17 protein-coding genes are annotated in these 25,235 nt (G+C 68.2%); 9 read left to right on the top strand and 8 right to left on the bottom strand.

Translation table 11 applies throughout. The features are described from left to right. Positions 1 to 80: 80 nt before the first annotated feature. Together ACN5KJ_RS03235 and ACN5KJ_RS03230 are read right to left on the bottom strand one after the other, a co-directional pair. On the bottom strand, positions 81 to 965 hold the full coding sequence (locus ACN5KJ_RS03235) for a lysophospholipid acyltransferase family protein (RefSeq protein WP_418592033.1): 885 nt from the start codon (positions 963 to 965) through the stop codon (positions 81 to 83). Positions 966 to 1,125: 160 nt separating this feature from the next. Then, positions 1,126 to 4,548: an indolepyruvate ferredoxin oxidoreductase family protein gene (locus tag ACN5KJ_RS03230; protein WP_418592032.1), complete on the bottom strand. Its 3,423-nt coding sequence runs from the start codon at positions 4,546 to 4,548 to the stop codon at positions 1,126 to 1,128. Between the two features lie 162 nt (positions 4,549 to 4,710). Between ACN5KJ_RS03230 and ACN5KJ_RS03225 the strand changes: the two genes are divergently transcribed. The 3 genes from ACN5KJ_RS03225 to ACN5KJ_RS03215 all read left to right on the top strand — a co-directional run bounded on the left by ACN5KJ_RS03225 (position 4,711) and on the right by ACN5KJ_RS03215 (position 9,300). Next, positions 4,711 to 5,616, top strand: a complete 906-nt coding sequence (locus ACN5KJ_RS03225) for a LysR family transcriptional regulator (protein ID WP_206565545.1) — start codon at positions 4,711 to 4,713, stop codon at positions 5,614 to 5,616. Positions 5,617 to 6,123: 507 nt separating this feature from the next. Beyond that, positions 6,124 to 8,283 carry a phosphoribosylformylglycinamidine synthase subunit PurL gene (purL, locus tag ACN5KJ_RS03220; RefSeq protein ID WP_418592031.1) on the top strand — a complete coding sequence of 720 codons (2,160 nt, stop codon included), beginning with the start codon at positions 6,124 to 6,126 and terminating at the stop codon, positions 8,281 to 8,283. A 330-nt stretch (positions 8,284 to 8,613) separates the two neighbouring features. Further along, a complete protein-coding gene (locus tag ACN5KJ_RS03215) occupies positions 8,614 to 9,300 on the top strand; it encodes a M48 family metalloprotease (protein ID WP_347167524.1) in 687 nt (228 codons plus the stop codon). 197 nt (positions 9,301 to 9,497) lie between these two features. Here the strand turns inward: ACN5KJ_RS03215 and ACN5KJ_RS03210 are convergent, their stop codons facing one another. Beyond that, positions 9,498 to 10,649: a hypothetical protein gene (locus ACN5KJ_RS03210; protein ID WP_418592030.1), complete on the bottom strand. Its 1,152-nt coding sequence runs from the start codon at positions 10,647 to 10,649 to the stop codon at positions 9,498 to 9,500. Between the two features lie 67 nt (positions 10,650 to 10,716). Next, entirely contained in the window at positions 10,717 to 11,496 is a 780-nt protein-coding gene (locus ACN5KJ_RS03205; RefSeq protein WP_418592029.1) for an SDR family oxidoreductase, read from the bottom strand. 125 nt (positions 11,497 to 11,621) lie between these two features. Here ACN5KJ_RS03205 and ACN5KJ_RS03200 point away from each other — a divergent pair, with 125 nt between their 5' ends. Then, positions 11,622 to 12,632, top strand: a complete 1,011-nt coding sequence (locus ACN5KJ_RS03200) for a Hint domain-containing protein (protein ID WP_418592028.1) — start codon at positions 11,622 to 11,624, stop codon at positions 12,630 to 12,632. Between the two features lie 78 nt (positions 12,633 to 12,710). Here the strand turns inward: ACN5KJ_RS03200 and ACN5KJ_RS03195 are convergent, their stop codons facing one another. Next, entirely contained in the window at positions 12,711 to 12,980 is a 270-nt protein-coding gene (locus ACN5KJ_RS03195) for a DUF7218 family protein (protein ID WP_418592027.1), read from the bottom strand. A gap of 129 nt (positions 12,981 to 13,109) precedes the next feature. On the opposite strand from ACN5KJ_RS03195, the gene ACN5KJ_RS03190 reads away from it, so the two are divergent. Together ACN5KJ_RS03190 and ACN5KJ_RS03185 are read left to right on the top strand one after the other, a co-directional pair. Then, the gene (locus ACN5KJ_RS03190) at positions 13,110 to 14,180 is read left to right on the top strand and encodes a transglutaminase-like domain-containing protein (RefSeq protein WP_418592026.1); all 1,071 of its coding nucleotides are present in this window, start codon (positions 13,110 to 13,112) and stop codon (positions 14,178 to 14,180) included. A 368-nt stretch (positions 14,181 to 14,548) separates the two neighbouring features. Then, positions 14,549 to 16,147, top strand: coding sequence for a peptide chain release factor 3 (locus ACN5KJ_RS03185; RefSeq protein WP_418592025.1), 1,599 nt, complete (start codon positions 14,549 to 14,551; stop codon positions 16,145 to 16,147). A 200-nt stretch (positions 16,148 to 16,347) separates the two neighbouring features. On the opposite strand, the gene ACN5KJ_RS03180 is transcribed toward ACN5KJ_RS03185, so the two are convergent. The 3 genes from ACN5KJ_RS03180 to ACN5KJ_RS03170 form a co-directional block, all read right to left on the bottom strand. Next, entirely contained in the window at positions 16,348 to 18,201 is a 1,854-nt protein-coding gene (locus tag ACN5KJ_RS03180; protein WP_418592024.1) for an OmpA family protein, read from the bottom strand. A gap of 194 nt (positions 18,202 to 18,395) precedes the next feature. Further along, a complete protein-coding gene (locus ACN5KJ_RS03175; protein ID WP_418592023.1) occupies positions 18,396 to 19,646 on the bottom strand; it encodes a vWA domain-containing protein in 1,251 nt (416 codons plus the stop codon). A 202-nt stretch (positions 19,647 to 19,848) separates the two neighbouring features. After that, entirely contained in the window at positions 19,849 to 20,757 is a 909-nt protein-coding gene (locus tag ACN5KJ_RS03170) for an AAA family ATPase (protein ID WP_418592022.1), read from the bottom strand. Between the two features lie 205 nt (positions 20,758 to 20,962). Between ACN5KJ_RS03170 and ACN5KJ_RS03165 the strand changes: the two genes are divergently transcribed. From ACN5KJ_RS03165 to ACN5KJ_RS03155, 3 genes are read left to right on the top strand one after another with little or no spacing between them, the layout of a single operon-like run. Further along, a complete protein-coding gene (locus ACN5KJ_RS03165) occupies positions 20,963 to 21,994 on the top strand; it encodes a glycosyltransferase family 2 protein (protein ID WP_418592021.1) in 1,032 nt (343 codons plus the stop codon). Beyond that, positions 21,991 to 22,620 carry a hypothetical protein gene (locus ACN5KJ_RS03160; protein ID WP_418592020.1) on the top strand — a complete coding sequence of 210 codons (630 nt, stop codon included), beginning with the start codon at positions 21,991 to 21,993 and terminating at the stop codon, positions 22,618 to 22,620. Before ACN5KJ_RS03165 ends, ACN5KJ_RS03160 begins: the two co-directional genes overlap by 4 nt. Further along, positions 22,620 to 25,235 carry a glycosyltransferase family 2 protein gene (locus tag ACN5KJ_RS03155; protein ID WP_418592019.1) on the top strand — a complete coding sequence of 872 codons (2,616 nt, stop codon included), beginning with the start codon at positions 22,620 to 22,622 and terminating at the stop codon, positions 25,233 to 25,235. The genes ACN5KJ_RS03160 and ACN5KJ_RS03155 overlap by 1 nt, the downstream gene beginning before the upstream one ends.

Raw genomic sequence — 25,235 nt, 5'->3', positions numbered from 1 at the left:
GTTCGTCTCGATCGGGGTGGGAACCGGATCGCCACCGCAACGGCCCGATCCGCTATGTCCCGCCGTGCAATCGACCCGTTCTAATGCCGCGCCTTGTGTTTTTCCTCGAACTCGAAGCCGTAATCGTAAGACCTCAGCGGCACCGGGGAAAGCTCATAAGTGGCGCGCCGCAGGAAATCCATCAGCGCGCGCGGATCGCCGGCGCGCGCCGCGATCTGGTCGGGCGCGATGGGGGCACCGATGGCCACGCGCACCGGCGTATCGACGCGCTTGCGGAACTCCTTGATCAGCAGCCCCATGCGCAGCGTCACGTGCAGGTGGCTGGCCAGCTGGAACAGCCGCGAGGTGTGGCCGTCGAAGTAGATCGGCACCACGGTGGCGTTCGAGCGGGCGATCATCTTGGCGGTGAAGGTGCGCCAGCCCGGGTCCATGGGACGACCGAAGGGCCGCTCTGCCGTGGCCACGGTGCCGCCGGGGAAGACGCCGATGCAGCCGCCCTCCGTGAGGTAGCGCAGCGCCTCCTTGCGGGTGGCGAGGTTTTCCTGCACCGCCGCCCTCGTCTCGGAGAAGTTGATCGGCAGGACGATGCGGTCCAGCTCCTCGGCCTTGCGGAAGACATGGTTGGCGAGAATGCGGAAATCGCCGCGCACGACCGACAGGATGTGCCCCAGCATCAGCCCGTCGAGGATGCCGTAGGGGTGATTGGCGATCACCACCAGCGGGCCCTCTGCGGGCAGGTTGTGCAGCGCGCCGCCCGTGACCTCCAGCGCCAGCCCGTAGCGTTCGACCATGACCTCCCAGAAGTCGCGGCCGCGCTCGACCTCTGCCTCGTAGCCCTCGGCGCGGCGGATCAGGCCCAGACGCCCGGTGGCGTTTTCCATCAGGCGGATCATCGCCCGTCCGCCGCGCGTGCTGGCCGAGTAGGAATAAGAGATGTCGCGCGCGATCTGACGCCGGTTCGGCAACGGTGAAGCCCCTTGCTGGTTGAGTCCGGCTGTCTAGCGCCGTCCGGACCTTGTGGCGAGTCTGTGTGACAGAACCGTAAAGGTTTCATGTGGCCGGGTTTTGTCGGGGGAAGCGGCTTCGAAGCCGCTTCCCGAAAGGCCCTTCGAAGGGCCTTCCCGCCTACTCCGCTGCCTGCGCCAGCGGCGCGCCACCCTGCCGCAGCACCGCCAGAAGCTCTTCGCGCCGCTTCGACGCCCGGGCCTCGTTCGCCGCCTTGACCGGGCCGAAACCGCGAATCTGCAGGGGCAGCTCCGCCAGCGCAACGAGAGCATCCATGGTCTCCGGCGCCGCCTTGGGCAGCCACTCGGCCATGTCGGCCTCGTATTGCGCGATCAGCGCGCGTTCCATGCGGCGCTCTGCGCTGCGCCCGAAGACATCCAGCGGCGTGCCGCGCAGGCCCTTCAGCCGGGCAAGGATGCGGAAGGCGGTCAGCATGCCCTCGCCGTATTGCTTCTTCACCGGGCGCCCGTCCGAGCCCTCTTTCGAGAAGATCGGCGGCGCGAGGTGGAAGGTCATCTTCGGATCGCCGTCGAAGGCCTCGCGGACCCTGTCGCGGGTGGCAAGGTGCAGGCGCGCGACCTCGTATTCGTCCTTGTAGGCAAGCACCTTGTGATAGCCCTTGGCCACCGCCTCCTTCAGGCGCGGATCGGTGACGCCCTCCACCAGCCTGCGATACCGTTTCGCCAGACGGCGCCCTTGGTAGCGCGCCAGGTGATCGGCGCGGAAGGCGATCTTCTCGTCCAGCGACTTCGGGCGCTCGACCACCTCGGACTGGCCGATCCGGGCGGCCTCCTGCGGGTGCAGCACGGCCCAGCGGCCGACCTCGAAGGCGCGCAGGTTCTTCTCGACCGCCGCCCCGTTCAGCTCGATCGCCGCCGCGATGGCCTCGTGGCTCAGCGGCACCAGCCCCTGCTGCCATGCGGCGCCGAGGATCATCATGTTGGAGAAGATCGAATCCCCCATGACCACGCGGGCCAGCTCCGAGGCGTCGAAGAGCGCCAGCCGGTCCTGCATCCGCGCCTCCAGCGCCAGCCGCAGGCGGTCGGCGGGCAGCGTGAACTCGGTGTTGCGGGTGAACTCTCCGGTGACGATCTCGTGGCTGTTGACCACCGCGCCGGTGCGCCCGGTGCGGGTCAGCCCCAGCGTCTTGGCCCCCGCCGAGACCACCAGGTCGCCGCCGATCAGCGCGTCGGCCTCTCCGGTGGCGACCCGCACGGCGCTGATGTCCGCCGGGCGCTCGGCCAGGCGCAGGTGAATATGGACCGCGCCGCCCTTCTGGGCGAGGCCCGCCATCTCCATCATCGCGGCGCCCTTGCCGTCGATCTGTGCCGCCTGCGCCAGCACCGCGCCGATGGTCACCACCCCGGTGCCGCCGACGCCGGTAACGATGACGTTCCAGGTCTTGTCGATGGCGGGCAGCGCGGGCGCGGGCATGTCGGGCAGATCCAGCGCCGTGGTCGCCGCCTTCTTCACCTGCGCGCCCTCCAGCGTGACGAAAGAGGGGCAGAAGCCCTTCAGGCAGGAGAAGTCCTTGTTGCAGGCGGACTGGTCCACCGCCCGCTTGCGGCCCAGTTCCGTCTCGGCGGGCACGATGGCCACGCAGTTCGACTGCACCCCGCAATCGCCGCAGCCCTCGCAGACATCGGTGTTGATGAAGACGCGCTTGTCCGGGTCCGGGAACTGCCCGCGCTTGCGGCGGCGGCGCTTCTCGGCGGCGCAGGTCTGGATGTAGACGATGGCGCTGACGCCCTCGATCTTCGTGCAGCGTTCCTGCACGGCCTGCATCTCGGCCCGCTCAAAGGTCTCGATCCCCTGCGGCAGCGCCTTGAGGTCGACGTCCTCCTTCTCGTCATAGACGACGAAGACGTCGCGCAGCCCCATGGCCCGCAGTTCCGCCACGATCCGCTGCGGCGTCAGCCCGCCCTCGTTCTTCTGGCCGCCGGTCATGGCGACCGCATCGTTGAAGAGGATCTTGTAGGTGATATTGACCCCCGCGGCGAGCGCCGCCCGGATCGCCATCACGCCGGAATGGTTGTACGTCCCGTCGCCGAGGTTCTGGAAGACATGGCCACGGCTGGAAAACGGCGCCTCGCCGATCCAGTTCGCGCCCTCGGCCCCCATGTGGGTGAAGCCGGTGGTCTCGCGATCCATCCACTGCACCATGTAGTGACAGCCGATGCCCGCATAGGCGCGGCTGCCCTCGGGCACCTTGGTCGAGGAATTGTGCGGACAGCCCGCGCAGAACCACGGTGTGCGCGCGGCGATGTCCTGCGCATTGTCCGCGGTCCGCGCCTCGGCCAGCGCCTGAAGCCCGGCCTTCACGCTGTCGGTGCCGCGCCCCTCTTCGACGAGGATCTCGCCCAGCTTCTGCGCGATCCACGTGGGATCAAGCGCGCCCCGGGTCGGGAACAGCTCTTCGCGGTGCATGTTGCCGGCGCCGCCCTTGTACCAGCCATAGACGCGGCGGCCCCGGCGGTCGTCGAAGATCGCCTCCTTGACCTGCACCTCGATCAGCTTGCGCTTTTCCTCGACGATCACGATCAGGTCCAGATCCTCGGCCCAGTCGTGAAAGCCCTGCATATCCAGCGGAAAGACCTGCCCGACCTTGTAGGTGGTGATGCCCAGCCGCTCTGCCTCTGCCTCGTCGATGCCCAGCAGGGTCAGCGCGTGCACGAGGTCGAGCCAGTTCTTCCCCGCCGCGACAAGGCCGATCTTGGCCCCGGGCTTGCCCCAGACGCGCTTGTCCATGCCGTTGGCGCGGGAAAACGCCTCTGCCGCGAAGCGCTTGTAGTCGATCATCCGCGTCTCTTGCGCGTGCGGCGTGTCGCCGAGCCGGATGTTCAGCCCGCCCTCGGGCATGGCGAAATCCTGCGGCGTGACCAGTGTCATGCGGTCCGGACGCCCGTCGACCACCGCCGTCGCCTCGACCGTGTCCTTCATGGTCTTCAGCCCGACCCAGACCCCGGCAAAGCGCGACAGGGCAAAGCCGTAGACACCGTAGTCCAGCACCTCCTGCACGCCCGCCGGAGAGACCACCGGCATATAGGCATCCACCAGCGCCCATTCCGACTGGTGCAGCACGGTCGAGGATTCGCCGGTGTGGTCGTCGCCCATGGCCATCAGCACGCCGCCATGCGGCGAGGTCCCGGCCATATTGGCGTGCCGCATCACGTCGCCGGACCGGTCCACCCCCGGCCCCTTACCGTACCACAGCCCGAAGACCCCGTCGAAGCGCCCCTCGCCGCGCAGCTCCGCCTGCTGGCTGCCCCAAAGCGCCGTGGCCGCGAGATCCTCGTTCAGCCCTTCCTTGAAAAGCACGTCGGCGGCGTGCAGCTGCTTCGCCGCCTTGTTCATCTGCAGATCGACCGCCCCCAGGGGCGACCCCCGGTAGCCGGTCACGTAACCGGCGGTGTTCAGCCCCGCCGCCCGGTCGCGGTCTTTCTGGATCAGCATCAGGCGCACCAGCGCCTGCGTACCGTTCAGCAGCACATCGTCCTTCGACAGGTCGAATCGGTCGCTGAGGGAAATCTCGTGCTTGGTCATCCTGGCCTCCCCTTGATGAAACTAGCAGCGTTCTGCCCCAAATCTAGGTCACAATTGCTGACCTTCATAGTAAAATCGATCACATACGGCTAAGTTACCCAAAGATGCCATTTCCCTTGAGGATTCTGTCGTATACTGCGCGTGGCGAGGAGCATTCGTATCATGGACTGGGACAAGCTTAGAATTTTCCACGCGGTGGCGGACGCGGGGAGCCTGACGCACGCCGGCGATTCGCTGCATCTGTCGCAATCGGCCGTGTCGCGGCAGATCCGCGCGCTGGAAGAGGCGCTGAACACGACGCTGTTTCACCGGCATGCCCGCGGGCTGATCCTGACCGAACAGGGCGAGCTACTGTTCGACGCCACCCAGTCGATGAACAAGCGCATCGACGCGGCGACCGCGCGCATCCGCGACAGCGAGGAAGAGGTCTTCGGAGAGCTGAAGGTCACCACGACCTACGGCTTCGGCGCGCTCTGGCTGGCGCCACGCCTGACCAAGCTGTATGAGAAATACCCCGACCTCAACATCGACCTGATGCTCGAGGAACGCGTGCTCGACCTGCCCATGCGCGAGGCCGACGTGGCCATCCGCATGAAGGAACCCAGCCAGGCCGACCTGGTGCGCAAGCGGCTCATGAGCATCCGCATGCGCCTTTACGCCTCGCCGGACTACCTCGCCGCCAACGGCAAGCCGCAACGGCTGGAGGATCTGTCGACCCATCGCCTGATCGCACAAAGCCCGACCTCGGCGCAGGTGACCGCGGGAGCGCAGCTGGTCCAGCAATTGCTGTCCTACGACGTGCCGGCCAAGCTGACGGTGAACAACTACTTCGGCGTGCTGCAGGCGGTGATCTCGAATCTCGGCATCGGCGTGCTGCCCGACTACATACTCGAGGATTTCCCCAGTGTCGTCCGCGTCCTGCCAGAGATCGAATCGAACGAGGTTCCGGTCTTCCTCGCCTACCCCGAGGAACTGCGCCAGTCCAAGCGCGTCTCGGCCTTCCGCGACTTCGTGCAAGAGGAGATCATCGCCCACCGCCGCCAGCGGCGCGCCATGGGCGACGACTGACCCAACGTCAATTCAGCACAACCGCAGTGTGACTTGCACACAACGCATAGCCGGATTGCTGCACCTGCGACATGATTTGGCTTGATTGACTCAAGCCCGATGACATATTCGGCAGATGAAGATGAAACGCCTCACGGCGCGTCATTTTCAACCTCCCTGTTGGACTTCGGCCGAGCTTTGTGCTCGGCCTTTTTTTTTGCGCCGCGCCTCCATGGCCCCGGGTTCAGGGACATGGGCCAGAAGACACCCGCCACGGTGCGGAACGCTCGTCGAGCAGCGCCCCCGGGTCAAGACCTGCCGCGCGGAAAATCCCCCGCACCGCTACCCCTGCCTGAATTTTCGGCATCCTTCCCCCGCTCCGCTGCGCCCTCCGGCCTCTTCTGTCCGGAAATATCCCGGGGGGCTGCGCAGCAGCGGGGGCAGAGCCCCCTTCCCCGCGCGCGCCCCATTGCCCCCCGCCGCGCCTTGCCCTACACGTCGCCGCGACGTCAGATGCGGGGAAAAGACATGCAGGAACCGGCCATCACCGAAGACCTGATCGAGGCACACGGCATCAAGCCGGACGAATATGCCGAGATCCTCCGCATCCTGAACCGGGAGCCCACGTTCACCGAACTGGGCATCTTCTCGGCGATGTGGAACGAGCACTGTTCCTACAAGTCCTCGAAGATCCACCTGAAGAAGCTGCCGACCACCGGCCCGCAGGTCATCTGCGGCCCCGGCGAGAATGCCGGCGTGGTCGACATCGGCGACGGGCAGGCCGTGGTCTTCAAGATGGAAAGCCACAACCACCCCTCCTACATCGAGCCCTACCAGGGCGCGGCGACCGGCGTGGGCGGCATCCTGCGCGATGTCTTCACCATGGGTGCCCGGCCCATCGCGGCGATGAACGCGCTCAGCTTCGGCGAGAAGGACCACCCCAAGACCCGCCAGCTGGTGCATGGCGTCGTCGAGGGCGTCGGCGGCTACGGCAATGCCTTCGGCGTGCCCACCGTGGGCGGCGAGGTCCGCTTTCACCCCGCCTACAACGGCAACTGCCTCGTGAACGCCTTCGCCGCCGGTCTCGCGGATGCGGACAAGATCTTCTACTCCGCCGCCTCGGGCGTCGGGCGCCCGGTGGTCTACCTCGGCGCCAAGACAGGCCGGGACGGCGTCGGCGGCGCCACCATGGCCTCGGCCGAGTTCGACGAGAGCATCGAGGAAAAGCGCCCCACCGTGCAGGTCGGCGACCCCTTCACCGAAAAGCGCCTGATGGAGGCGACGCTGGAACTGATGATGACCGGCGCGGTCATCTCGATTCAGGACATGGGCGCCGCGGGCCTGACCTGTTCGGCGGTGGAAATGGGCGACAAGGGCCAGCTGGGCATCCGCCTCGACCTTGAAAAGGTGCCGCAGCGCGAAGCCAACATGACCGCCTACGAGATGATGCTGTCCGAGTCGCAGGAACGCATGCTGATGGTCCTCGACCCGGCGAAAGAGGCCGAGGCCAAGGCCGTCTTCGACAAGTGGGACCTCGACTTCGCCATCGTCGGCGAAACCATCGCCGAGGACCGTTTCCTGATCGTGCACAATGGCGAGGTGAAGGCCGACATGCCGCTCTCGCGCCTGTCGTCCTCCGCACCGGAATACGACCGCCCGTGGCAGCCGACCGAACCGGCGGCAGAGATGGCCGACGTGCCCGGCATCGACCCCATCGACGGGCTGAAGGCGCTGCTGGCTTCGCCCAACTACGCGTCGAAACAATGGGTCTACGACCAGTACGACAGCCAGGTCATGGCCGACACCGTGCGCACACCGGGCTTCGGCGCGGGTCTGATCCGCGTGCATGGCACCGAGAAGATGCTGGCCTTCACCTCGGACGTGACGCCGCGCTACGTGCGCGCCAACCCGGTCGAGGGCGGCAAGCAGGCGGTGGCCGAGGCCTTCCGCAACCTCTGCGCCGTGGGCGCCAGGCCGCTGGCCACCACCGACAACCTCAACTTCGGCAACCCCGAGAAGCCCGAGATCATGGGCCAGTTCGTGGGCGCTCTGGACGGCATCGGGCAGGCCTGCCTGGCGCTCGACATGCCCATCGTCTCGGGCAACGTCTCGCTCTACAACGAAACCGACGGCGCGGCGATCCTGCCCACCCCGACCATCGGCGCCGTCGGCCTGATCGCGGCCGGCGAAGAGCCGATCATCGACCTTGCGCGCGACGGCCATGTGGCCCTGCTGCTGGGGCCTGCCGGGTCCCACCTCGGCCAGTCCGCGCTGCTGTACGAGGTCTTCGGGCGCGAGGATGGCGATGCCCCCGCCGTGGACCTTGCCGCCGAACGCGCCGCCGGAGAGTTCATCCGCGCAAACCGCGCCCTGATCCGCGCCTGTACCGATCTTTCGGACGGCGGACTGGCCCTGGCCGCCTTCGAGATGGCCGAGGCCTCGGGCGTGGGCGTGACCCTAACCAGCGGCGACACGCCGGAGCTTTTCGGAGAGGATCAGGGCCGCTACCTGATCGCCTGCAACTTCGACAGCGCCGAGGCGCTGATGATTGCCGCCGGTCAGGCCGGCGTGGCGCTGACGACCGTGGGCCGCTTCACCGGCGACACGGTAAAGATGGGTGGCTTCGAGGCACCGCTGGCAGAACTGTCCGCGCTTTACCGCGAGAGCTTCGGCGCGACCTTCGGGTAGGCTTGGGGTGATCGGACACCTGGCGCGGGACAAGGCTGCAAGCCGCCGCGCATCGCCGGGCCGCCCCGAGGCCCGGCGATTTGGCCGATGAAGGCGCGGCCTGACTGAGGTCTTGCGGGTTTGCCGCGTCAATGTGCCTTCCAGATGTGGCGGATCGCCGTTCCACGGCCCGCCAGCGCACGGCTTGTCCCTTCATGATTGCTTTGGGCCGAACCAAAGCAACCTGTTTGGGAAAAGGGGCCTCCCTGCCCGCAGGAATCCCTTCGAAAGCCTGCGCCGAATCGACCGTTCTCCCTTCCCCGCCGACCGTTTCAGCCCCATATTCCCGACATGCTGAAGTTTACCCCGATCCTGCTGGCCATCCTCTACGCTCTCGCCATGTATCGGTTTTCGGTCTGGCGGACCTCGCGCGAGCTGGACGAACGGTCCACCGAATTGGCCGACGCACGCCTCAAGACGCTGACCGACCGCATGGCCGAGGCGCTGGACCTGCCCCGGATCAAGGTCCACATCTACGAGATCGACCCGGTCAACGGGCTGGCGGCGCCGGACGGGCGGATCTTCATCACCCGCGGGTTCTACCGCAAGTATCAAAGCGGCGAGGTCAGCGCCGAAGAGCTGTCCAGCGTGATCGCCCATGAGCTGGGGCACGTGGCGCTGGGGCATTCGCGGCGGCGGATGATCGACTTTTCCGGCCAGAACGCCCTGCGCGCGGCGCTGGCCATGGTGCTGGGCCGCATCCTGCCCGGCATCGGCATCTGGATCGCCAACATGCTGACCACGCTTCTGGCGGCGCGGCTGTCACGCTCGGACGAATACGAGGCCGACGCCTATGCCGCCGCGCTGCTGACCAAGGCCGGGATCGGAACGGGGCCGCAGAAGACCCTGTTCACCAAGCTCGAGGCGCTGACGCAAAGCCGCGCCGGGGTTGTCCCTGCATGGCTGATGTCGCACCCCAAGACGCAGGAGCGCATTGCCGCGCTGGAAGCGCTGGAGCACCGCTGGCAGCAGGCCTGACGGCCTGCGGCGGTGTCCGCGCAAGGGCGGGCCGGACACGGACCAACCGGACACAGACCGCGCAGGGGACGCCCCCCTGCGGATGCAGGCCGGTTCGGGCACGCGCCCGATGCGGGGGCGGGCGGGGCTTGTGCCCGTCCCCTCCCGGCGCCGCAGCCTTTGGTGGACAGCTCACCCGCCCGCCCCCGGCACCGCTGTCACGCCGCGCCCGCCTCCTCCAGCCGGAACACCCCTTCGGCCACGTCCTGACCGTTGACCTGCACGATCACCCCGTGCTCTCCGGGGTGCAGCCGGAAGGTCGTGGCGTTGCCCTTCAGGGGATGGCGCTTCTCCAGCCGCAAGGGCTTGCCCGGCTCGGCCACCCCGGTCTTCAGCTTGAAGACCTTCTCGGCCGAGCCCCCGGGCCGGGCAAAGCGCAGGCGGTAGTCCACCATGACCGGCAGGCGCTGGTCGCTCTCGATCTCCACCCCCACCGGCAGCGCCTCGCCGATGCGCACCCGCGCGGGCAGGCCCACCAGCCGCGCCCGCACGGCACCGGCACGGTAACCCAGCAGATCCAGCGCGCCGCGCTCGCCGCGCTTGACCGCCGTGCGCAGGGCATGGCGGGTGATCCAGTCCATCTCCTTCGGCGCCTGACGGCCCGCGTCGCGCCACTGCGCCAGCCGCGCCACCACCACATCCGGCATCAGCCGCGACAGGTCGTTGACGTGGTTCGCCACTGACCGCGTGACAAAGCGCGCCGGGTCCGCGTGCAGCCGGTCGAGAAAGCGCAGCGGCACCTCGGGCGCCAGCGTGATGTTCTTCGCCCATGGCAGGCGCGGGCGCGTGCCCTCGCTCACCAGCCGCCGAACATGGTAATTGTCGTCTCCGGCCCAGAGATCCAGCCGCGCCAGAGTCTCGTCGGGCCAGCGGTTCAGGAAGGGCCGGATCGCGTATTCCATCGAGAACCGCTGCGTCGCGGCATGGATCAGGTCGAGCGCGCGTTCGCGGTGCGTCTCCAGCCCGTGGCGCACCGCAAGGATGCCCGGCACCGCGTGGATGAAGCGGCCAAAGTCGTCGTCCCGCAGCCTCGGGTCCAGAGGCGGCACCATGGCCGCCTCCAGCCGCTCGGCCATCTCGGGGAACCGCGCGGGCATCTGCGCCTCGATGCAGTCGGCGAGCCAGTCGAGCCGCTCCATGAAGCCGCGCCCCTCCAGACCCGACAGTGCCGCGTCCCGGAACCGCTCCGCATCGAAGCCGGGCAGGACGGCATATTCCCGCGCCAGATCGCCCAGGGACTCCGCGTTGAACACCTGGTCGGCCAGCGAGAACCCCGCGCCGCCGCCCGCACCGTCAGGACCGCGGGCCACACCGGCCTCCGCGGGCGCTGAAAGTCCTTGGAAGGACTTTGAAAATTCCATCCATGGAATTTCCTCCTCACAAGGTCATGTTGGTCGCGCCGCCGTCGACCAGCAGGTTCTGGCCCACGATGAAGCCCGCATGCTGCGAACACAGGAAGGCGCAGGTCTGCCCGAATTCCTCGCGCGTGCCGTAGCGCCGTGCCGGGATCGTCGCCTCGCGCCGGGCCCGGGCCTCCTCCATCGAGATGCCCTCCTGCTGCGACACGCCGCCGTCCAGCGACTGCGCCCGGTCGGTGGCATGGATGCCCGGCAGCAGGTTGTTCACGATCACCCCGTGCTGGGCCACCTGCCGCGCCGTGCCCGCCACATAGCCGGTCAGCCCCGCCCGCGCCGAGTTCGACAGCCCCAGCACCGGGATCGGCGCCTTCACCGATTGCGAGGTGATATTGACCACCCGGCCCCAGCCCCGCTCGATCATGCCCGGCATCAGCGCCTTCATCAGCGCGATGGGCGTCAGCATGTTGGCATCCAGCGCCTTGATGAAATCCTCGCGTTCCCAGTCCGACCACAGCCCCGGCGGCGGTCCGCCCGCATTGGTCACCAGGATGTCGATGGCGCCCGCCGCCTCCAGCACCTCGGCGCGGCCCTGCTCGGACACGATGTCCGCCGCCACCGTCGTCACCGAGACCTGAAAACGGTCGCGGATCGCCTGCGCCGTCTCTTCCAGCGCCTCGGCGCCGCGCGCGTTCATCACCAGATCGCAGCCCGCCTCGGCCAGCGCCTCGGCGCAGCCCCGGCCAAGACCCTTGCTCGACGCGCTCACCAGCGCCCGTTTCCCGCGAATTCCAAGGTCCATGCTCATCCTCCTGTCGTGCCATTGTCCGAAAGCCGGCAAAACGCCGGGTCGGGGGCCATATGATGACACATTCCCTTCGCATACAATGGGGGCTACCTTACAGGCACACGCTGCCGGGAATTGTCATGAGCGAGAGCCGCCGCACCAGCCAGACACTGCATGTCTACCGCGCCGAGGGGTTCCGCGTGGTCGATGGCGCGAATCTCGGCGATGCCCTTGGCATTGCCGGGGAAGTCGTCCCCGACGACGTCTATCGCCTGACCGCCCTCGCTGCGGAACGTCCGCTGCGGGTGACCCCCGCCCCCGGCTCTGCCTTCCGGGTCGCCGCGGACAGCGAAGAGGGCCGCCCCGGCGCCACGCTCCACCTCGACAGCTGCCTGACCTTCATGTCCGGCGACGGCAGCACGACCGAAGGCCTTGTCCTCGTCGAAGTGACCGACGCGGGCGATGTCGCGCAGGTCTATATCATGCCGCTGGTGCCGCTGTCGCACAAGCGCGACTACGTGCTGGTCGGCCTCAGCACCGACACGGCGCTGCAACGGTTCGCGCAGGTGGCCTGCGTATCCTTCACCGCCGGGACGATGATCACCATGGCCACCGGCGCCCAGCGACCGATCGAAAGCCTGCGCGTCGGCGACCCTGTCCTGACCCGCGACGACGGCCCGCAGCCGATCCGCTGGATCGGCCATCACACCGCCCGCGCCCTCGGGGCCTTCGCGCCGGTCCGCATCCGGTCGGGCACGCTGAACAACACCGGCGATCTCGTGGTCAGCCCCGATCACCGCCTGTTCATCTACCAGCGCCGCGACCACCTTGGCGCCGGTCGCGCAGAGGTCATGGTGCGCGCCCGCCACCTGGTGAACGGCGACAGCGTCACGCGGGTCTCGGGCGGTTTCGTCGATTACTTCCAGATGCTCTTCGACGCGCATCAGATCATCTACGCCGAGGGCATCGCCGCGGAATCGCTGCTGATGGACACCCGGACCCGCGCCGCCCTGCCCGAAGAGGTCGAGCACCGCCTGGCGGATCTCCTGCCCGGGCACCGCCGCTCGGACCATCACAGCCTGGAAGTGCAGGAAGCCCTGCTCGCCCGTCCGGATGCCGCCGCACTGCTGAAGAAATCCTCGGGCGGCTGACAGGGGCACAACGGCCTGCCGGCCCCCAGCCCGGCGATCAGTGCCGGGTCCTTGACCGCCATGCCGTCCGAGGTGCCCTCAAGGGTCCCGCAGGGCCTCGATCAATGCCGCCTTGGTCATGTCCGAACGTCCCTCGATGCCGATCTCCCGCGCGCGCTCGTAAAGGTCGTCCTTGGTCCACTCCTCGTAGGGCGGTGCCTTCCCGCCCTTCCGGAAGGGGTGCATGTTGGCGTTTGCCTCGGCATTGGCGATCCGGGCCGCCTTCTCCTTCGGCATACCCTTGTCGCGCAGTTCGCCGTATAGTTTATCACCCTTGATACTGGGGCCGTGGTCCCTTGCTTTCGCCATGACAGCCTCTCCTTTGCCGGGAAAACCGGGACCGCCGGCCCTGGGTTCCCGGAAAGCGCAGCCTTGCGCCACGGGGTGCCATGGCCTACCACACCCCTCTGACATCCACGCATCGACCGGACCCCAGCCATGCTCACCCGCCGCACCCTCCTGACCGGGGCCGCCGCCCTGATCGCCGCCCCGACCGTCCTGCGCGCCGCCTACGCGCCCGACAGCGCGGCCTGGCGCCGGTTCGAGGTCACGACGCGGGTGACCCTGCCCCGCAACGGTGCCCCCGCGCAGGCCTGGGTGCCGCTGCCCGCCCATACCGACCCGCTCTGGTCGCTGCCCGGCGAAAGCACGGCCACCGCGCCGGGTGCCACGCTCACCCGCGTCGACCGGCCCGAGGAAGGTTTTGCGCTGTTCCACGCCACCTGGGAAGCCGCCGATACCCCGGCCCAGCTCACCGTGACCTCGACCGTCACCACCCGCGACCGCTTCCCCGGTCAGGGACGCTCCCCGCTCAGCGCCGAGGACCGCGCCCGCTTCACCGCGCCGACGGAACTGCTGCCGACCGACGGCATCGTGCGCGAGACGGCCCTTGCCGCCATCGAGGGCGCCATGACCGATCTCGACCGTGCGCGGATCCTCTACAACTGGGTGGTCGAACAGACCGAGCGCAACCCCCAGACCCGCGGCTGCGGGCTGGGCGACATCGCCTCGATGCTGCGCATGGGCGACCTGAGCGGCAAATGCGCCGACCTCAACGCGCTCTTCGTGGGCCTCGCCCGCGCCGCCGGCCTGCCCGCCCGCGACCTCTACGGGTTGCGCGTGGCGCCCTCGGCCTTCGGCTATTCCAGCCTCGGCGCCGGCTCGACCAATGTCACCGGTGCCCAGCATTGCCGGGCCGAGGTCTTCGTCGAGGGCGAGGGCTGGATTCCCGCCGACCCGGCGGATGTGCGCAAGGTGGTCCTGCAAGAGGACGGCGGCCTGACGCTGGACGACCCCCGCGTGCAGGACGTGCGCGCCGCGCTCTTCGGCGCCGCCGAGGGCAACTGGATCCCCTTCGGCACCGCCCATGACGTGGCCCTGCCCGGCTCCGACGGCCCGCTGCTGCCCTTCCTGATGTACCCGCAGGCCGAGGTGGGCGGCAAACGCCGCGACGAACTGGACCCCGAGGGCTTCACCTACGAGATCACCGCCCGCGAAACCGCGGTCTGACGGCACCCGGCCCGGACAAGCCCCCGGGCCGCCCTTCCCCCGCCAGCCCGCCGTCAAGCGCCGGTCGCCCAAGGGTCCGGCGGTGCAGCGGTCTTGACCGGGCCGCCGGCCCGACCATCCCGGGCCATCTGCCGCGCCGCCCCGGCCCCTGCCCGATCCTCCAGCCACGCGACCGCCTTTTGCTGTCGCTCTCCGCAGGAAGAACCTTCAGGCTTCTTCTTGGCCCAAATACCTTAAAGCACCGCCTGCCGCGCAGACCGCCTTCGCAGCAGAAGTGCATTCTCTGCGCACGGATTGTGCCGCCCCCGAAATCGCTGTAACCCACGCGCTGGAAAAGCGCCCCGGTCGCGCAAGCCTGAGGAGCCGCCATGGACACCAACCGCCCCGCCCTGCCCGCCGAGATCGCCCGGCGCCGGACCTTCGCGATCATCTCGCACCCGGATGCGGGCAAGACGACGCTGACGGAAAAGTTCCTTCTCTATGGCGGCGCCATCCAGATGGCCGGACAGGTGCGCGCCAAGGGCGAAGCGCGGCGCACGCGCTCGGACTTCATGCAGATGGAAAAGGACCGCGGCATCTCGGTCAGCGCCTCGGCCATGTCCTTCGATTTCAAGACCTACCGGTTCAACCTCGTCGACACGCCCGGCCACTCGGATTTCTCCGAGGATACCTATCGCACGCTGACGGCGGTGGATGCGGCGGTCATGGTGATCGACGGCGCCAAGGGTGTGGAAAGCCAGACCCAGAAGCTCTTCGAGGTCTGCCGGTTGCGCGACCTGCCGATCCTGACTTTCTGCAACAAGATGGACCGCGAGGCCCGCGACACCTTCGAGATCATCGACGAGATCCAGGAAAACCTCGCCATCGACGTGACGCCCGCCTCCTGGCCGATCGGCATGGGCCGGGATTTCCTCGGCTGCTACGACATCCTCAACGACCGCCTCGAACTGATGGACCGCGCCGACCGCAACAAGGTGGCGGAATCGATCAGCCTCGAAGGGCTGGACGATCCGCGCATGGCCGAGCACATCCCGCCCGCCTTGCTCGAGAAGCTGCGCGAAGAGGTCGAGATGGCACGCGAGCTGATGCCCGCGCTCGATCCGCAATCGGTCCTCGAAGGGCACATGACCCCGATCTGGTTCGGCTCTGCCGTCAATTCCTTCGGCGTGCAGGAACTGATGAACGGCATCGGCACCTATGGCCCCGAGCCACAGGTTCAGAAAGCCTCGCCGCGCGAGATCGCGCCCGAGGAAAAGAAGGTCGCGGGCTTCGTCTTCAAGGTGCAGGCCAATATGGACCCCAAGCACCGCGACCGCGTGGCCTTTGTCCGCCTCGCCTCGGGGCATTTCGAACGCGGCATGAAGCTGACCCATGTGCGCACCAAGAAGCCCATGGCGATCTCGAACCCGGTGCTCTTCCTCGCCGCCGACCGCGAACTGGCGGAAGAGGCCTGGGCCGGTGACATCATCGGCATCCCCAACCACGGCCAGCTGCGCATCGGCGATACGCTGACCGAGGGCGAGATGCTGAAGGTGTCGGGCATCCCCTCCTTCGCGCCGGAACTGCTGCAATCGGTCCGCGCGGGCGATCCGATGAAGGCCAAGCACCTTGAAAAGGCGCTGATGCAATTCGCCGAGGAAGGCGCCGCCAAGGTCTTCAAGCCGATGATCGGTTCGGGCTATATCGTCGGCGTCGTGGGGGCGCTGCAATTCGAGGTTCTGGGCAGCCGGATCGAGCTGGAATACGGACTTCCGGTGCGTTTCGACGCCTCGCAGTTCACCTCGGCCCGCTGGGTGCACGGCCCAAGGGACGCGGTCGAGAAGTTCACCCAGGCCAACAAGCAGCACATCAGCTACGATCACGACGGAGACGTGGTCTACCTGACGCGCCTGCAATGGGACATCGACCGGATCGAACGCGACTACCCGGACGTGACGCTTTCGGCGACGAAGGAAATGATGGTCTGACGCCGGCTGTCCGGCCCGCCTGAGCGGCACCGGTCCGGGTGTCGGAACCGCCAGACCCGCCTGCAACCGGCTGAACGGGCCACGCGGGGATCTGCCGTCGCCCCGGCCTGAACAAGAAACGGGCGCCTCCCGGGCGCCCGTCTGCATTTTCAGAACCCCAAGGCCCGTCCCCACCGGGGGACCGACCTTTCGCGGGACCTTTAGTCGCGGCTTGCGGAATTGCTTTGCAGCAGCGAGGTGATGCGGCGCACCGCCACGCGGCGGTTGGCCTGCTCGGCCTCCTGCGTGTTCACCAGCAGGTCGCCTTCGCCATAGCCCTGAAGCACCATGTTTTCCGGCGGCACCTGGAAGTACTCGGTCAGCGCAAGCGCGACCGATTCCGCGCGCCGGTCAGACAGGGCGAGATTGTAGGCATAGCCGCCGACCGCATCGGTGTGACCCTCGATCAGGAAGACCTCGGAGGGGTTCTTCCGGATCGCGTCCCGCAGGGCATTCCCCAGCGCCGACAGCTCTTCCGCCTCTTCCGGGCGGATCGCCGCGGAACCGGTCTGGAAGTTCACCGAGTCCACCGAGATCTCGGGCACGAGGTATCGCACCTGGTCGATGTTGCGCACCTGGTTGAGCGAGAAGGTCCGGTCGACCGGCTGGGTCTCCTGTGCGGCCAGCGCCCGGGCCAGCGCGTCGCTGTCGCTTTGACGATAGGTGACGCGGTTGTCGCGATCCACCTGCGGCAGGTCGTTCACCACGACCTGCCGCACCTCTTGCGTATCGTCGAAGAGCAGGACCTCGCTGCCGTCCTGAAGCGTGCGCACACGGCGCAGGACGCGACCGTCGGCGGCCCGCACGGTTTCCACCGTGCTGCCGTCCTCGTAGCTGACGACGGCGCGGGTGGATCCGTCGTTGTAGCGGTAGGTCTCGACATTGGCACCCGGACGACGCAGCAGCACGTCGTCGTTGCGCAACACGCGATAGCGCCCGTCCCGCTCGACCACGACGCGGTCGCCCGAGTTGCTGACCACATTGTCATTGCTTTCGAGGATCTCGTTCAGCACGACGGCCCCCAGACCCACGGCAGCGGCAGTGCCCAGCGTGCGGCGCAGACGCTCTGCGTCGTCCATCTCGTCGTCGTCATCGTCGTCCTCACGGGCGGCAGGCGCGGCGGGAGCTGCGTCCACGGAGGTCTCGAAGTCCTCGTCCGAGCGGCGCACCTCGTCGGCCTCGACGGTCTCCTCGACCCGCTCGGCCTCGGCATCGCCATCCGCAGCGGCGGCGGCGGCAGGGGCCGCATCCTGCTCGGCAATCGCATCGGCCTGGGCCTGCGGGTCGGGTTCGGCCACCGGTTCCTCGGCGGTCTCTACCGGCTCTTCGGCAAGGCCATCCTGCGCGGGTTCGGCGGTATCCACCTCTGCCTCGGACGCGTCTGCGGCAGGGTCTGCCGTCTCTACCGGCTCTTCCGATGCCGCATCAGTGGGCTCCGCCGTCTCGACAGGCTCCTCGGGTGCTTCCTCCGCAGGTTCCGCCGTAACGACAGGCTCTTCGGGCGCGTCCTCCGCAGGCTCCGCTGTATCGACAGGTTCTTCGGGCGCATCCTCGGCAGGCTCCGCCGTATCGACGGGCTCCTCGGGCGCTTCTGCGGCAGGCTCTGCCGAATCGACAGGCTCTTCCGGTGCCTCCTCGGCAGGCTCCGCCGTATCGACGGGCTCTTCCGGTGCCGCGTCAGCGGGTTCGGCGGCATCGACCGGCTCACCGGCCTCGGCCGGTTCTGCCGGGGCCGCAGGCTCGGCAGCCTCCGCCGGTTCCGCGGGTTCCCCGGCAGGGGCCTCCTGCGCTTCGACAGGCGCCTGGCTGTTCGCGGCAGACATCACCTGCCCCATCAACTGTGGGTTGCTCTGCGCCTGACCGACCAGTTCACAGGTCAGCGTCCCGGGCAGTTCGGCGCCTTGCTCGCAGGCCTGCACGAACTGCTCCAGGGCATTCTCCTGCGCGGCGGCGCCCGTTCCGATCGTCAGGGCCAGAACGCTGGCCGACAGTTTGGTTGCGATATTGGTTTTCATGTCGTCTCCCATTTGCCCGGTGAACTGGGCTTGAGCGGCAAACGCCACGAGACGTACAAAAGTTCAGCGCCGTTTCGCGGACCCGTGCGAAACCGCCCAACACGCGGCGCGGCGCCCCGGTTCTGGCCGACGGCCCGGCGCGCCAGGCCACGCCGTGGCGGGTTACCCTTGGCCGGACCCGAAGGCCCGATGCGTCACAACAAGGCCATCAGCCGGGCCTTTTCCCCGGCGTCGTCCGGACGGGAAATCGCCTGCGCCAGATCCTCCAGCGAGGCGATGGAATGTCCGGCACGAAAGCTGTCCACATGGGGCAGCATGGCGCGGATGCCGGTGGCCTTGGGCGCGAATCCATCCCAGCGCAGCAGCGGGTTCAGCCAGATCAGCCGCCGGGCGGAAAGATGCAGCCGCTCCATCTCTTTCTCCAGCGCATTGGCATCGTCCCGATCCAGCCCGTCGGTGATCAGCAGGACAACCGCGCCCTGCCCCGTGACGCGGCGCGACCAGTCGCGGTTGAAGGCGTGCAGGCACTGGCCGATGCGGGTGCCGCCCTCCCAGTCCTGCGCCTCGGCCCCAGCGGCCTTCAGCGCCGCGTCCACGTCGCGGGTGGCCAGGTGGCGCGAGATATTGGTCAGCCGGGTGCCGAAGGTGAAGGCATGGACCTTGGCCCAGCCCGCGCCCTTCTCGTTGGCGACCGCATGCAGGAAATGCAGGACCATGCGGCTGTACTGGCTCATGGAACCCGAGATATCGCAGAGCACCACCAGATTGGGCCAGCGCGGTCGCTGCTTTGCGCGGGCAAGGGCGCGCATCTCGCCGCCCTGCCGCATGGCGGCGCGCAGGGTCCTCTGCCGGTCCAGCCGGTGGCCCAGCGGGGCCGCCATGCGGCGGCGCGACAGGATCGGCTTCACCGGCAGCTTCAGCCGCGCCAGCATCCGCTTGGCCTGCGCGATCTCCTCTGTCGACATCTGCTCGAAGTCGAGCGAGCGCAGCTTTTCCTCGGCGGACATGGTCATCGAGGCGTCGATCTCGATCTGGGTGCCGCCCTCGCTGTCCTCGGGCTGCGGCAGATCGGGCATCTGGTCACCCAGCAGCGCCTGCGCCGCCCGCTTCTCTGCCGCCGCCGCGCGCTTTTCCTCCTGCACGCCCCGGATGGCGGGCAGCATCAGGCTCATCATATGCTCGAGGAACCGCGGATCGCGCCAGTACAGCCGAAAGACCTGCGCAAAAACCACCCGATGCTCGGGCCGGTTGACGAAACAGGCGTGCAACGTCCAGTAGAAATCCATCCGGTCGGTGAACCCCGCCGCCTCGACCGCGCGCACCGCCTCGATCACCCGCCCCGGCCCGACCGGCAGCCCAGCCCGCCTCAGCGCCCGGGCGAAATGGATGATGTTCTGCGCCAGCCGGGGATTGTCCGGCATTTCCAGCGGGACGTATTCAGCCATGACCCATCGCCCCCGGCCCGCGTTGGAGGGGGGCTCTGCCCCCCGCTCCTGTGGAGCCCCCCCGAGGGTATTTGGACCAAGAAGAAGCACAGGCCACTCGCGCCCCCCTGGTTTCTTCTTGGTAAAAATACCGCGGGGGAATCGCCGCAGGCGATGGGGGCAGAGCCCCCCCTGCCCCTGTGCCGCAGGCGCCGCGCATCGCCTAGGCCGCCTCGACCCGGGCCTTGGCCTCGTCGAGGATCCGCCTGGCCTCTCCGCCGCTGATCTTGGCGATGTCGTCCTGGTACTTCAGGATCGCGCCCAGGGTGTCGCTGATGACCTGCGGCGACAGGTCCACCACGTCCAGCGCCAGCAGGCATTTCGCCCAGTCGATGGTTTCCGCGACACCGGGCTTCTTGAAGATGTCCTCGGTCCGCAGCCCCTGCACGAAGGCGATGATCTGCTTCGACAGGGTCTCGGAGACCGCCGGTTCGCGGGCGTGGAGAATTTCCACTTCGCGGTCGAAATCGGGGTAGTCGACCCAGTGGTAGAGGCAGCGCCGCTTCAGCGCGTCATGCACTTCGCGCGTGCGGTTCGAGGTCAGGATCACGATCGGCGGTTCGGGCGCCTTGATCGTCCCGATTTCGGGGATCGTGACCTGGAAGTCCGAGAGCGCCTCGAGCAGGAAGGCCTCGAAGGGTTCGTCGGTGCGGTCGAGCTCGTCGATCAGCAGGATCGGGGCGCCGCGCTCGTCCGGGCGCATGGCCTGCAGCAGCGGTCGCTCGATCAGGAAGTCGCGCGAGAACAGTTCCTCCTGCAGGGCACCCCGGTCGGCGCCGCCGCCCGCCTCGGCGGTGCGGATGGCGATCATCTGCGCCGGGAAGTTCCATTCGTAGACCGCGCTTGAGGCATCCAGCCCCTCGTAGCATTGCAGCCGGATCAGCCGCCGGTCGAGGCAGAGCGCCAGCGCCTTGGCGATCTCGGTCTTGCCGACGCCGGCCTCGCCTTCGAGGAACAGCGGGCGGCCCAGTTTCAGCGACAGGAAGACCACCGTCGCCAGCGCCCTCCCGCAGACGTAGCCGGTTTCGGCCAGTTTCTCCTGAACCGCGTCGATGGTGGCGGGTATGGTCATGGCTCCCCCTCTTGTCCTGCCCTTGTAAAGCAAGCGCGCCCGGTCGGGGCAATAGCGCCAAGGTCGCAGATATGCCGACAATCGGCGCGGTCATATTGACGGCGCAGCGGGCCTGCGCCATGATTCCGCGCAATACGCCCGGACGGGGCGACGAAGCAGCAAGGCTCGAGCAGCGATGCCTTCCATCCCAGCGGGGCGCGCCGCCATGCGGATCACCGCCGTGACCTGTGTCAAGAACGAAGGCCCCTTCCTGCTGGAGTGGATCGCCTTCAACCGCCTTCTGGGCGTGACCGACTTCCTGTTCTATTCCAACGATTGCACAGACGGCACCGATACTTTGCTGGATGCGCTGGCCGCGCGCGGGGGCGTGGTGCACCTGCCCAACCCCGCCAAGGGGCGCAACTACCAGATGGAGGCGTTGAAGGACGCCGCCCATCAGCCGGTCGTCCGGGATGCGGACTGGGTCTGGATTGCCGACGTCGACGAGTTCCTGAACATCCATGTGGGCGACCACACGATCCCGGCGCTGATCGCCGCCTGTGGCAACCCGCATGCGATCTCTGTCACCTTCCAGTTCTTCGCCAACGCGGGCGTCGACCGCTTCGAGGACAGCCCGGTGATCGGGCAGTTCACCCGCTCGCACAATCCGGACCTGTGGTGTTCGGACACGGCCATCGAGGTCAAGACACTGGTGCGCCGCGATTTCCCGCTGAAGTACTACGGCGCGCATCGCCCGTTCTTTCGCGAGGGGCTGCCCGCGCAGCGGCATCCGGCCTGGACGGACGGCTCTGGCCGCGGTGTGCCGCCGAAGTTCCTGAGCGCCGCCAACCCGCGGCGGATGCGTCGCTTTCCGGCCTCGGGCGCGCGCGTGCACGCAACGCTGAACCACTATGCCCTGCGCTCGCTCGACAGCTATCTCGTCAAGAACAACCGGGGCGACGTGAACCGCGAGCACCGCGCCTTCGACGATACCTACTGGCGCGCCCGCAACGACCCCGCCTTCGAGGACCGTTCGATCCTGCGCTATCTCCCCGCGCTGACGAAGGCGCTGGACCACCTCAAGGCCGACCATGGGATCGCCGCCCTGCATGACGCCTGCTGCAGGGCGCATATGGCCCGGGCCGAGGCGCTGCGGGCGCAGCCCGAATACGCGCGGATGGCCGCGCATCTGAAGGCCCTGCCGCCCTATCCGCCCGAGGAATGGGCGCTGATGCAGTCCCTCGGGTATGTCGCATGAGCGGGGTCAAGCTGGTCAACCTCGGGCTGCCGAAGTCCGGCACCACGACGCTGGCGCTGGCGCTCGACCGGGCGGGATGGGTCGCCGCCGACCACAAGGTGCGGCGCATTCATACGCGCGTCGTGGGCCTTGGCGGCACCTTCATCGGCAAGCAGCTTTACGACGCCTATTTTGCCGGGGGCGATCCCTTTGCCCTGCTCGACGACCTGTATGACGCGCTGACAGAGGTAAGCGTGCTGAAGGGTACGCTGTCGCTCTGGCCGCAGTGCGATTACGCCATGCTACGGGCGATGCGGCAGGCCCGGCCCGGGATGCTGTATGTCGCGACCTGGCGCCCGCCTGCCGATATCTCGGACAGCATGCGGCGCTGGACCAACCTTGGCAGCGAACGGCTGCCCCGGGGCGCGGTGCCCGGCCTGCCCTGCGGCTATGGCGACACCGACGACCAGCGCATGCGCTGGATCGAAGGCCATTACGCCATGCTCGACGAGGTCTTCGCCCGCGACCCGCATTTCCTGCGCCTTGACGTGCGCGCGCCCGATGCCGCCGACCAGCTGGCCGCCCATATCGGGCGCCCCGTGCCATGGTGGGGGCAGGCGAACCGCAACCCCGGGGGCATCGCCTGATGCGGATTTCGCTGCACATCGGGCCGGACGCGGCCTCGGGCGACCAGATATCCCGCATCCTCGCGGCGAAACGCGACCAGCTGGCTGCCAAGGGTGTGCTGTTTGCCCGCGCGCCCGGTGCCCGCAATCACACGCGGCTTTTCATGGCCTGTTCGGACCCCGGGGCCGTGGACAGCCTGCGCTTCAACCGGGGCTTCATCGACCCGGCGAAACAGGCCCGGCTGTACGACGAGCTCGCCCGCGATCTGGCCGCAGAGGTGGCACGCGACAGACCCGATCACCTGATCCTCTGCGCCCACCAGCTTGGCAGCGCGCTGACCGCGCCCTCTGAACTGGAGCGGCTGCGCGCCCTGCTGTGGCCGCTGTCGCGCGACATCCGGGTCGTCGCCCATGTGCAGGACCCGGCGCGCATGCTGCTGCGCTGCTATCATGCACAGTTGCTGGAGGGGCGCGCGACGCCCCTGACGCTGGACCTTCAGGCGCTGGCGCAACCGGATTATCGCGCCGCCGCGCTGGCCACCCGCCCCGCCCCGGACCCGCAGGCCGGGCTGTTCCCCGAGGTTCAGGGCGCCGCCTTCTGGATCGACCTGATGGGCCTGCAACGGGCGTGGCAGAGCGTCTTCGGCGCCTTCGCCCTGCATGGCATCGACGAGGATGAGCTCTACGGCGCGGCGGGGACAGAGGCGCTGCGCCGCGCCTTCGACCTGCCCCTGCCCATCGGCAAGGCAGAGCCGGAGGCGCCGCCCGCCGCGCCTGCTGCCGCCTGGCAGACCCGCTGCCGGTTGTTCAACGAGGCCGCCCTGCGCCTGCTGGCCAAGCGCGACAGCGTGCTGCCCCGCCAGCTTTGGCGCAAGCTGCTGGCCGAGATGAAGGTGCCCGGCGATCCGATCGACCCGGGCAGCCTCTTCGCGCTCTCAGACCGTTTCGCCGGGGACATCGCTGCGCTTTGCGCGCGCCACCCCGGCCTCGATGCCGCGCAGATGGCGCCCGCCCCAAGGGCCGAACCCTGGCAGGAGGCCGACCCGACCAAGGGCTTTCGCGCCACCCAGTACCTTGCCGCCTTCCACTGGCGCATCCGGCAGGCCACCAAGGAGCACATGGCGGAGCGTGCCCGCGACCTTGCCCAGCTGGCCCAGACCGGGGGCGCCGATCCGGGCAGGGCTACGACCGACACTCTGACACCCTCTCGGCCCGCGCAGACCCGCAGCATCCCCAACAGCGAAACCGGCCACGCGGACACAGCTGTCGCTCCCACCGGGGACGCGATGGCAGAGGCTCCAAAAGCTTCGGGGACCTACGCCAAGGCGCTGCTGGAACAGGTCCCGCTTGCAGGCCATGCGCCTGCGCCCACGGCCTCGCCGCACAGGGCGCAAGACGATCCCGGCGAAGCGGCTGCCGCCCCGCCATCCGCGACCGACATCGACCCGCTGCTGTCCCCCGAGGCGCGGCGCCTGATGCCGCCGCTGGCCAAGCAGAACTTTGCCCGGCTGCAAGGCTCGCGCTTCGCGCCGCACAACCGGCTTGGCGCGGTGAACGAGGACGATCGCGCCGCGCCCTACACCCCCGCGCCGCCGCGCACGCTGCCCGAGGGCAGCAGCGGCAATGTCATCCTCGCCTGCATGAAGAACGAAGGCCCCTATATCCTCGAATGGGTGGCCTATCACCGCGCCGTGGGGTTCGACGGCTTCCTCGTCTACACCAACGGCTGCGAGGACGGCACGGCGCAGATCCTCGACCGGCTTCAGGCGCTTGGGGTGCTGCAACACCGCAACAACGACGACTGGACGGGCAAGTCCCCGCAGACCCACGCGCTGGACCGGGCGCTGTCGGAACCGGTGATCCGCGAGGCCGACTGGATCGCCCACATCGACGTCGACGAATTCGTCAACATCCGCTGCGGCAACGGCACGCTGGCGGATGTCTTCGCCACGGTGCCGGAGGCCACGAACATCGCGATGACATGGCGCCTGTTCGGCCACAACGGCGTGACCGCTTTCGAAGACCGCCCGGTGATCGCGCAATTCGACACCTGCGCCCCCAGCTTCTGCCCCAAGCCGCACACCGCCTGGGGGTTCAAGACACTGTTCCGCAACATCGGCGCCTATGGCAAGCTGTCCTGCCACCGACCCAACAAGCTGTCCGAGGCCTTTGAAAGCCGCGTGAAATGGGTCAACGGCTCGGGCCGCGACATGACCCGCGAGGCGGCGAAGAACGGCTGGCGGAACTCCAAGAAGACCATCGGCTACGACATGGTGCAGCTGAACCACTATGCGCTGCGCTCCGCCGACAGCTTTCTGGTCAAGCGCCAGCGCGGTCGCGCCCTGCATGTCGACCGCAGCATCGGGCTGAACTACTGGATCCGCATGGACTGGTCCGTCCACCGCGACCTGACGATCCAGCGCAACCTGCCGCGCCTGCGCGCCGAGATGGACCGCCTGCTTGCCGATCCGGTGCTGGCCGAATGGCACCGCAAGGCCTGCGACTGGCACCGCGCCAAGGCCGATGAACTGCGCGCCATCCCCGAGTTTGCCGAGCTTTACGAGCAGGCGCTGGCGCTGAAACTGACAGAGACAGAGCGCGTGGCCTATGCCCTCGCCCTCGACATGGAGAGCTGA

The organism is Ponticoccus sp. (in: a-proteobacteria) (assembly GCF_048381735.1).
The sequence above is the reverse complement of the archived record's forward strand: the minus strand, read 5'-3'. Positions and strand labels throughout refer to the sequence as shown.

Excerpts from the sequence above, each read along its gene's own strand:
- ACN5KJ_RS03165 (WP_418592021.1), top strand. The coding sequence starts at position 20,963 with ATGCGGATCACCGCCGTGACCTGTGTCAAGAACGAAGGCCCCTTCCTG.
- ACN5KJ_RS03170 (WP_418592022.1), bottom strand. The coding sequence starts at position 20,757 with ATGACCATACCCGCCACCATCGACGCGGTTCAGGAGAAACTGGCCGAA.
- ACN5KJ_RS03195 (WP_418592027.1), bottom strand. The coding sequence starts at position 12,980 with ATGGCGAAAGCAAGGGACCACGGCCCCAGTATCAAGGGTGATAAACTA.
- purL (WP_418592031.1), top strand. The coding sequence starts at position 6,124 with ATGCAGGAACCGGCCATCACCGAAGACCTGATCGAGGCACACGGCATC.
- ACN5KJ_RS03215 (WP_347167524.1), top strand. The coding sequence starts at position 8,614 with ATGCTGAAGTTTACCCCGATCCTGCTGGCCATCCTCTACGCTCTCGCC.
- ACN5KJ_RS03200 (WP_418592028.1), top strand. The coding sequence starts at position 11,622 with ATGAGCGAGAGCCGCCGCACCAGCCAGACACTGCATGTCTACCGCGCC.
- ACN5KJ_RS03190 (WP_418592026.1), top strand. The coding sequence starts at position 13,110 with ATGCTCACCCGCCGCACCCTCCTGACCGGGGCCGCCGCCCTGATCGCC.
- ACN5KJ_RS03225 (WP_206565545.1), top strand. The coding sequence starts at position 4,711 with ATGGACTGGGACAAGCTTAGAATTTTCCACGCGGTGGCGGACGCGGGG.
- ACN5KJ_RS03205 (WP_418592029.1), bottom strand. The coding sequence starts at position 11,496 with ATGGACCTTGGAATTCGCGGGAAACGGGCGCTGGTGAGCGCGTCGAGC.
- ACN5KJ_RS03175 (WP_418592023.1), bottom strand. The coding sequence starts at position 19,646 with ATGGCTGAATACGTCCCGCTGGAAATGCCGGACAATCCCCGGCTGGCG.
- ACN5KJ_RS03160 (WP_418592020.1), top strand. The coding sequence starts at position 21,991 with ATGAGCGGGGTCAAGCTGGTCAACCTCGGGCTGCCGAAGTCCGGCACC.
- ACN5KJ_RS03230 (WP_418592032.1), bottom strand. The coding sequence starts at position 4,548 with ATGACCAAGCACGAGATTTCCCTCAGCGACCGATTCGACCTGTCGAAG.
- ACN5KJ_RS03185 (WP_418592025.1), top strand. The coding sequence starts at position 14,549 with ATGGACACCAACCGCCCCGCCCTGCCCGCCGAGATCGCCCGGCGCCGG.
- ACN5KJ_RS03155 (WP_418592019.1), top strand. The coding sequence starts at position 22,620 with ATGCGGATTTCGCTGCACATCGGGCCGGACGCGGCCTCGGGCGACCAG.
- ACN5KJ_RS03180 (WP_418592024.1), bottom strand. The coding sequence starts at position 18,201 with ATGAAAACCAATATCGCAACCAAACTGTCGGCCAGCGTTCTGGCCCTG.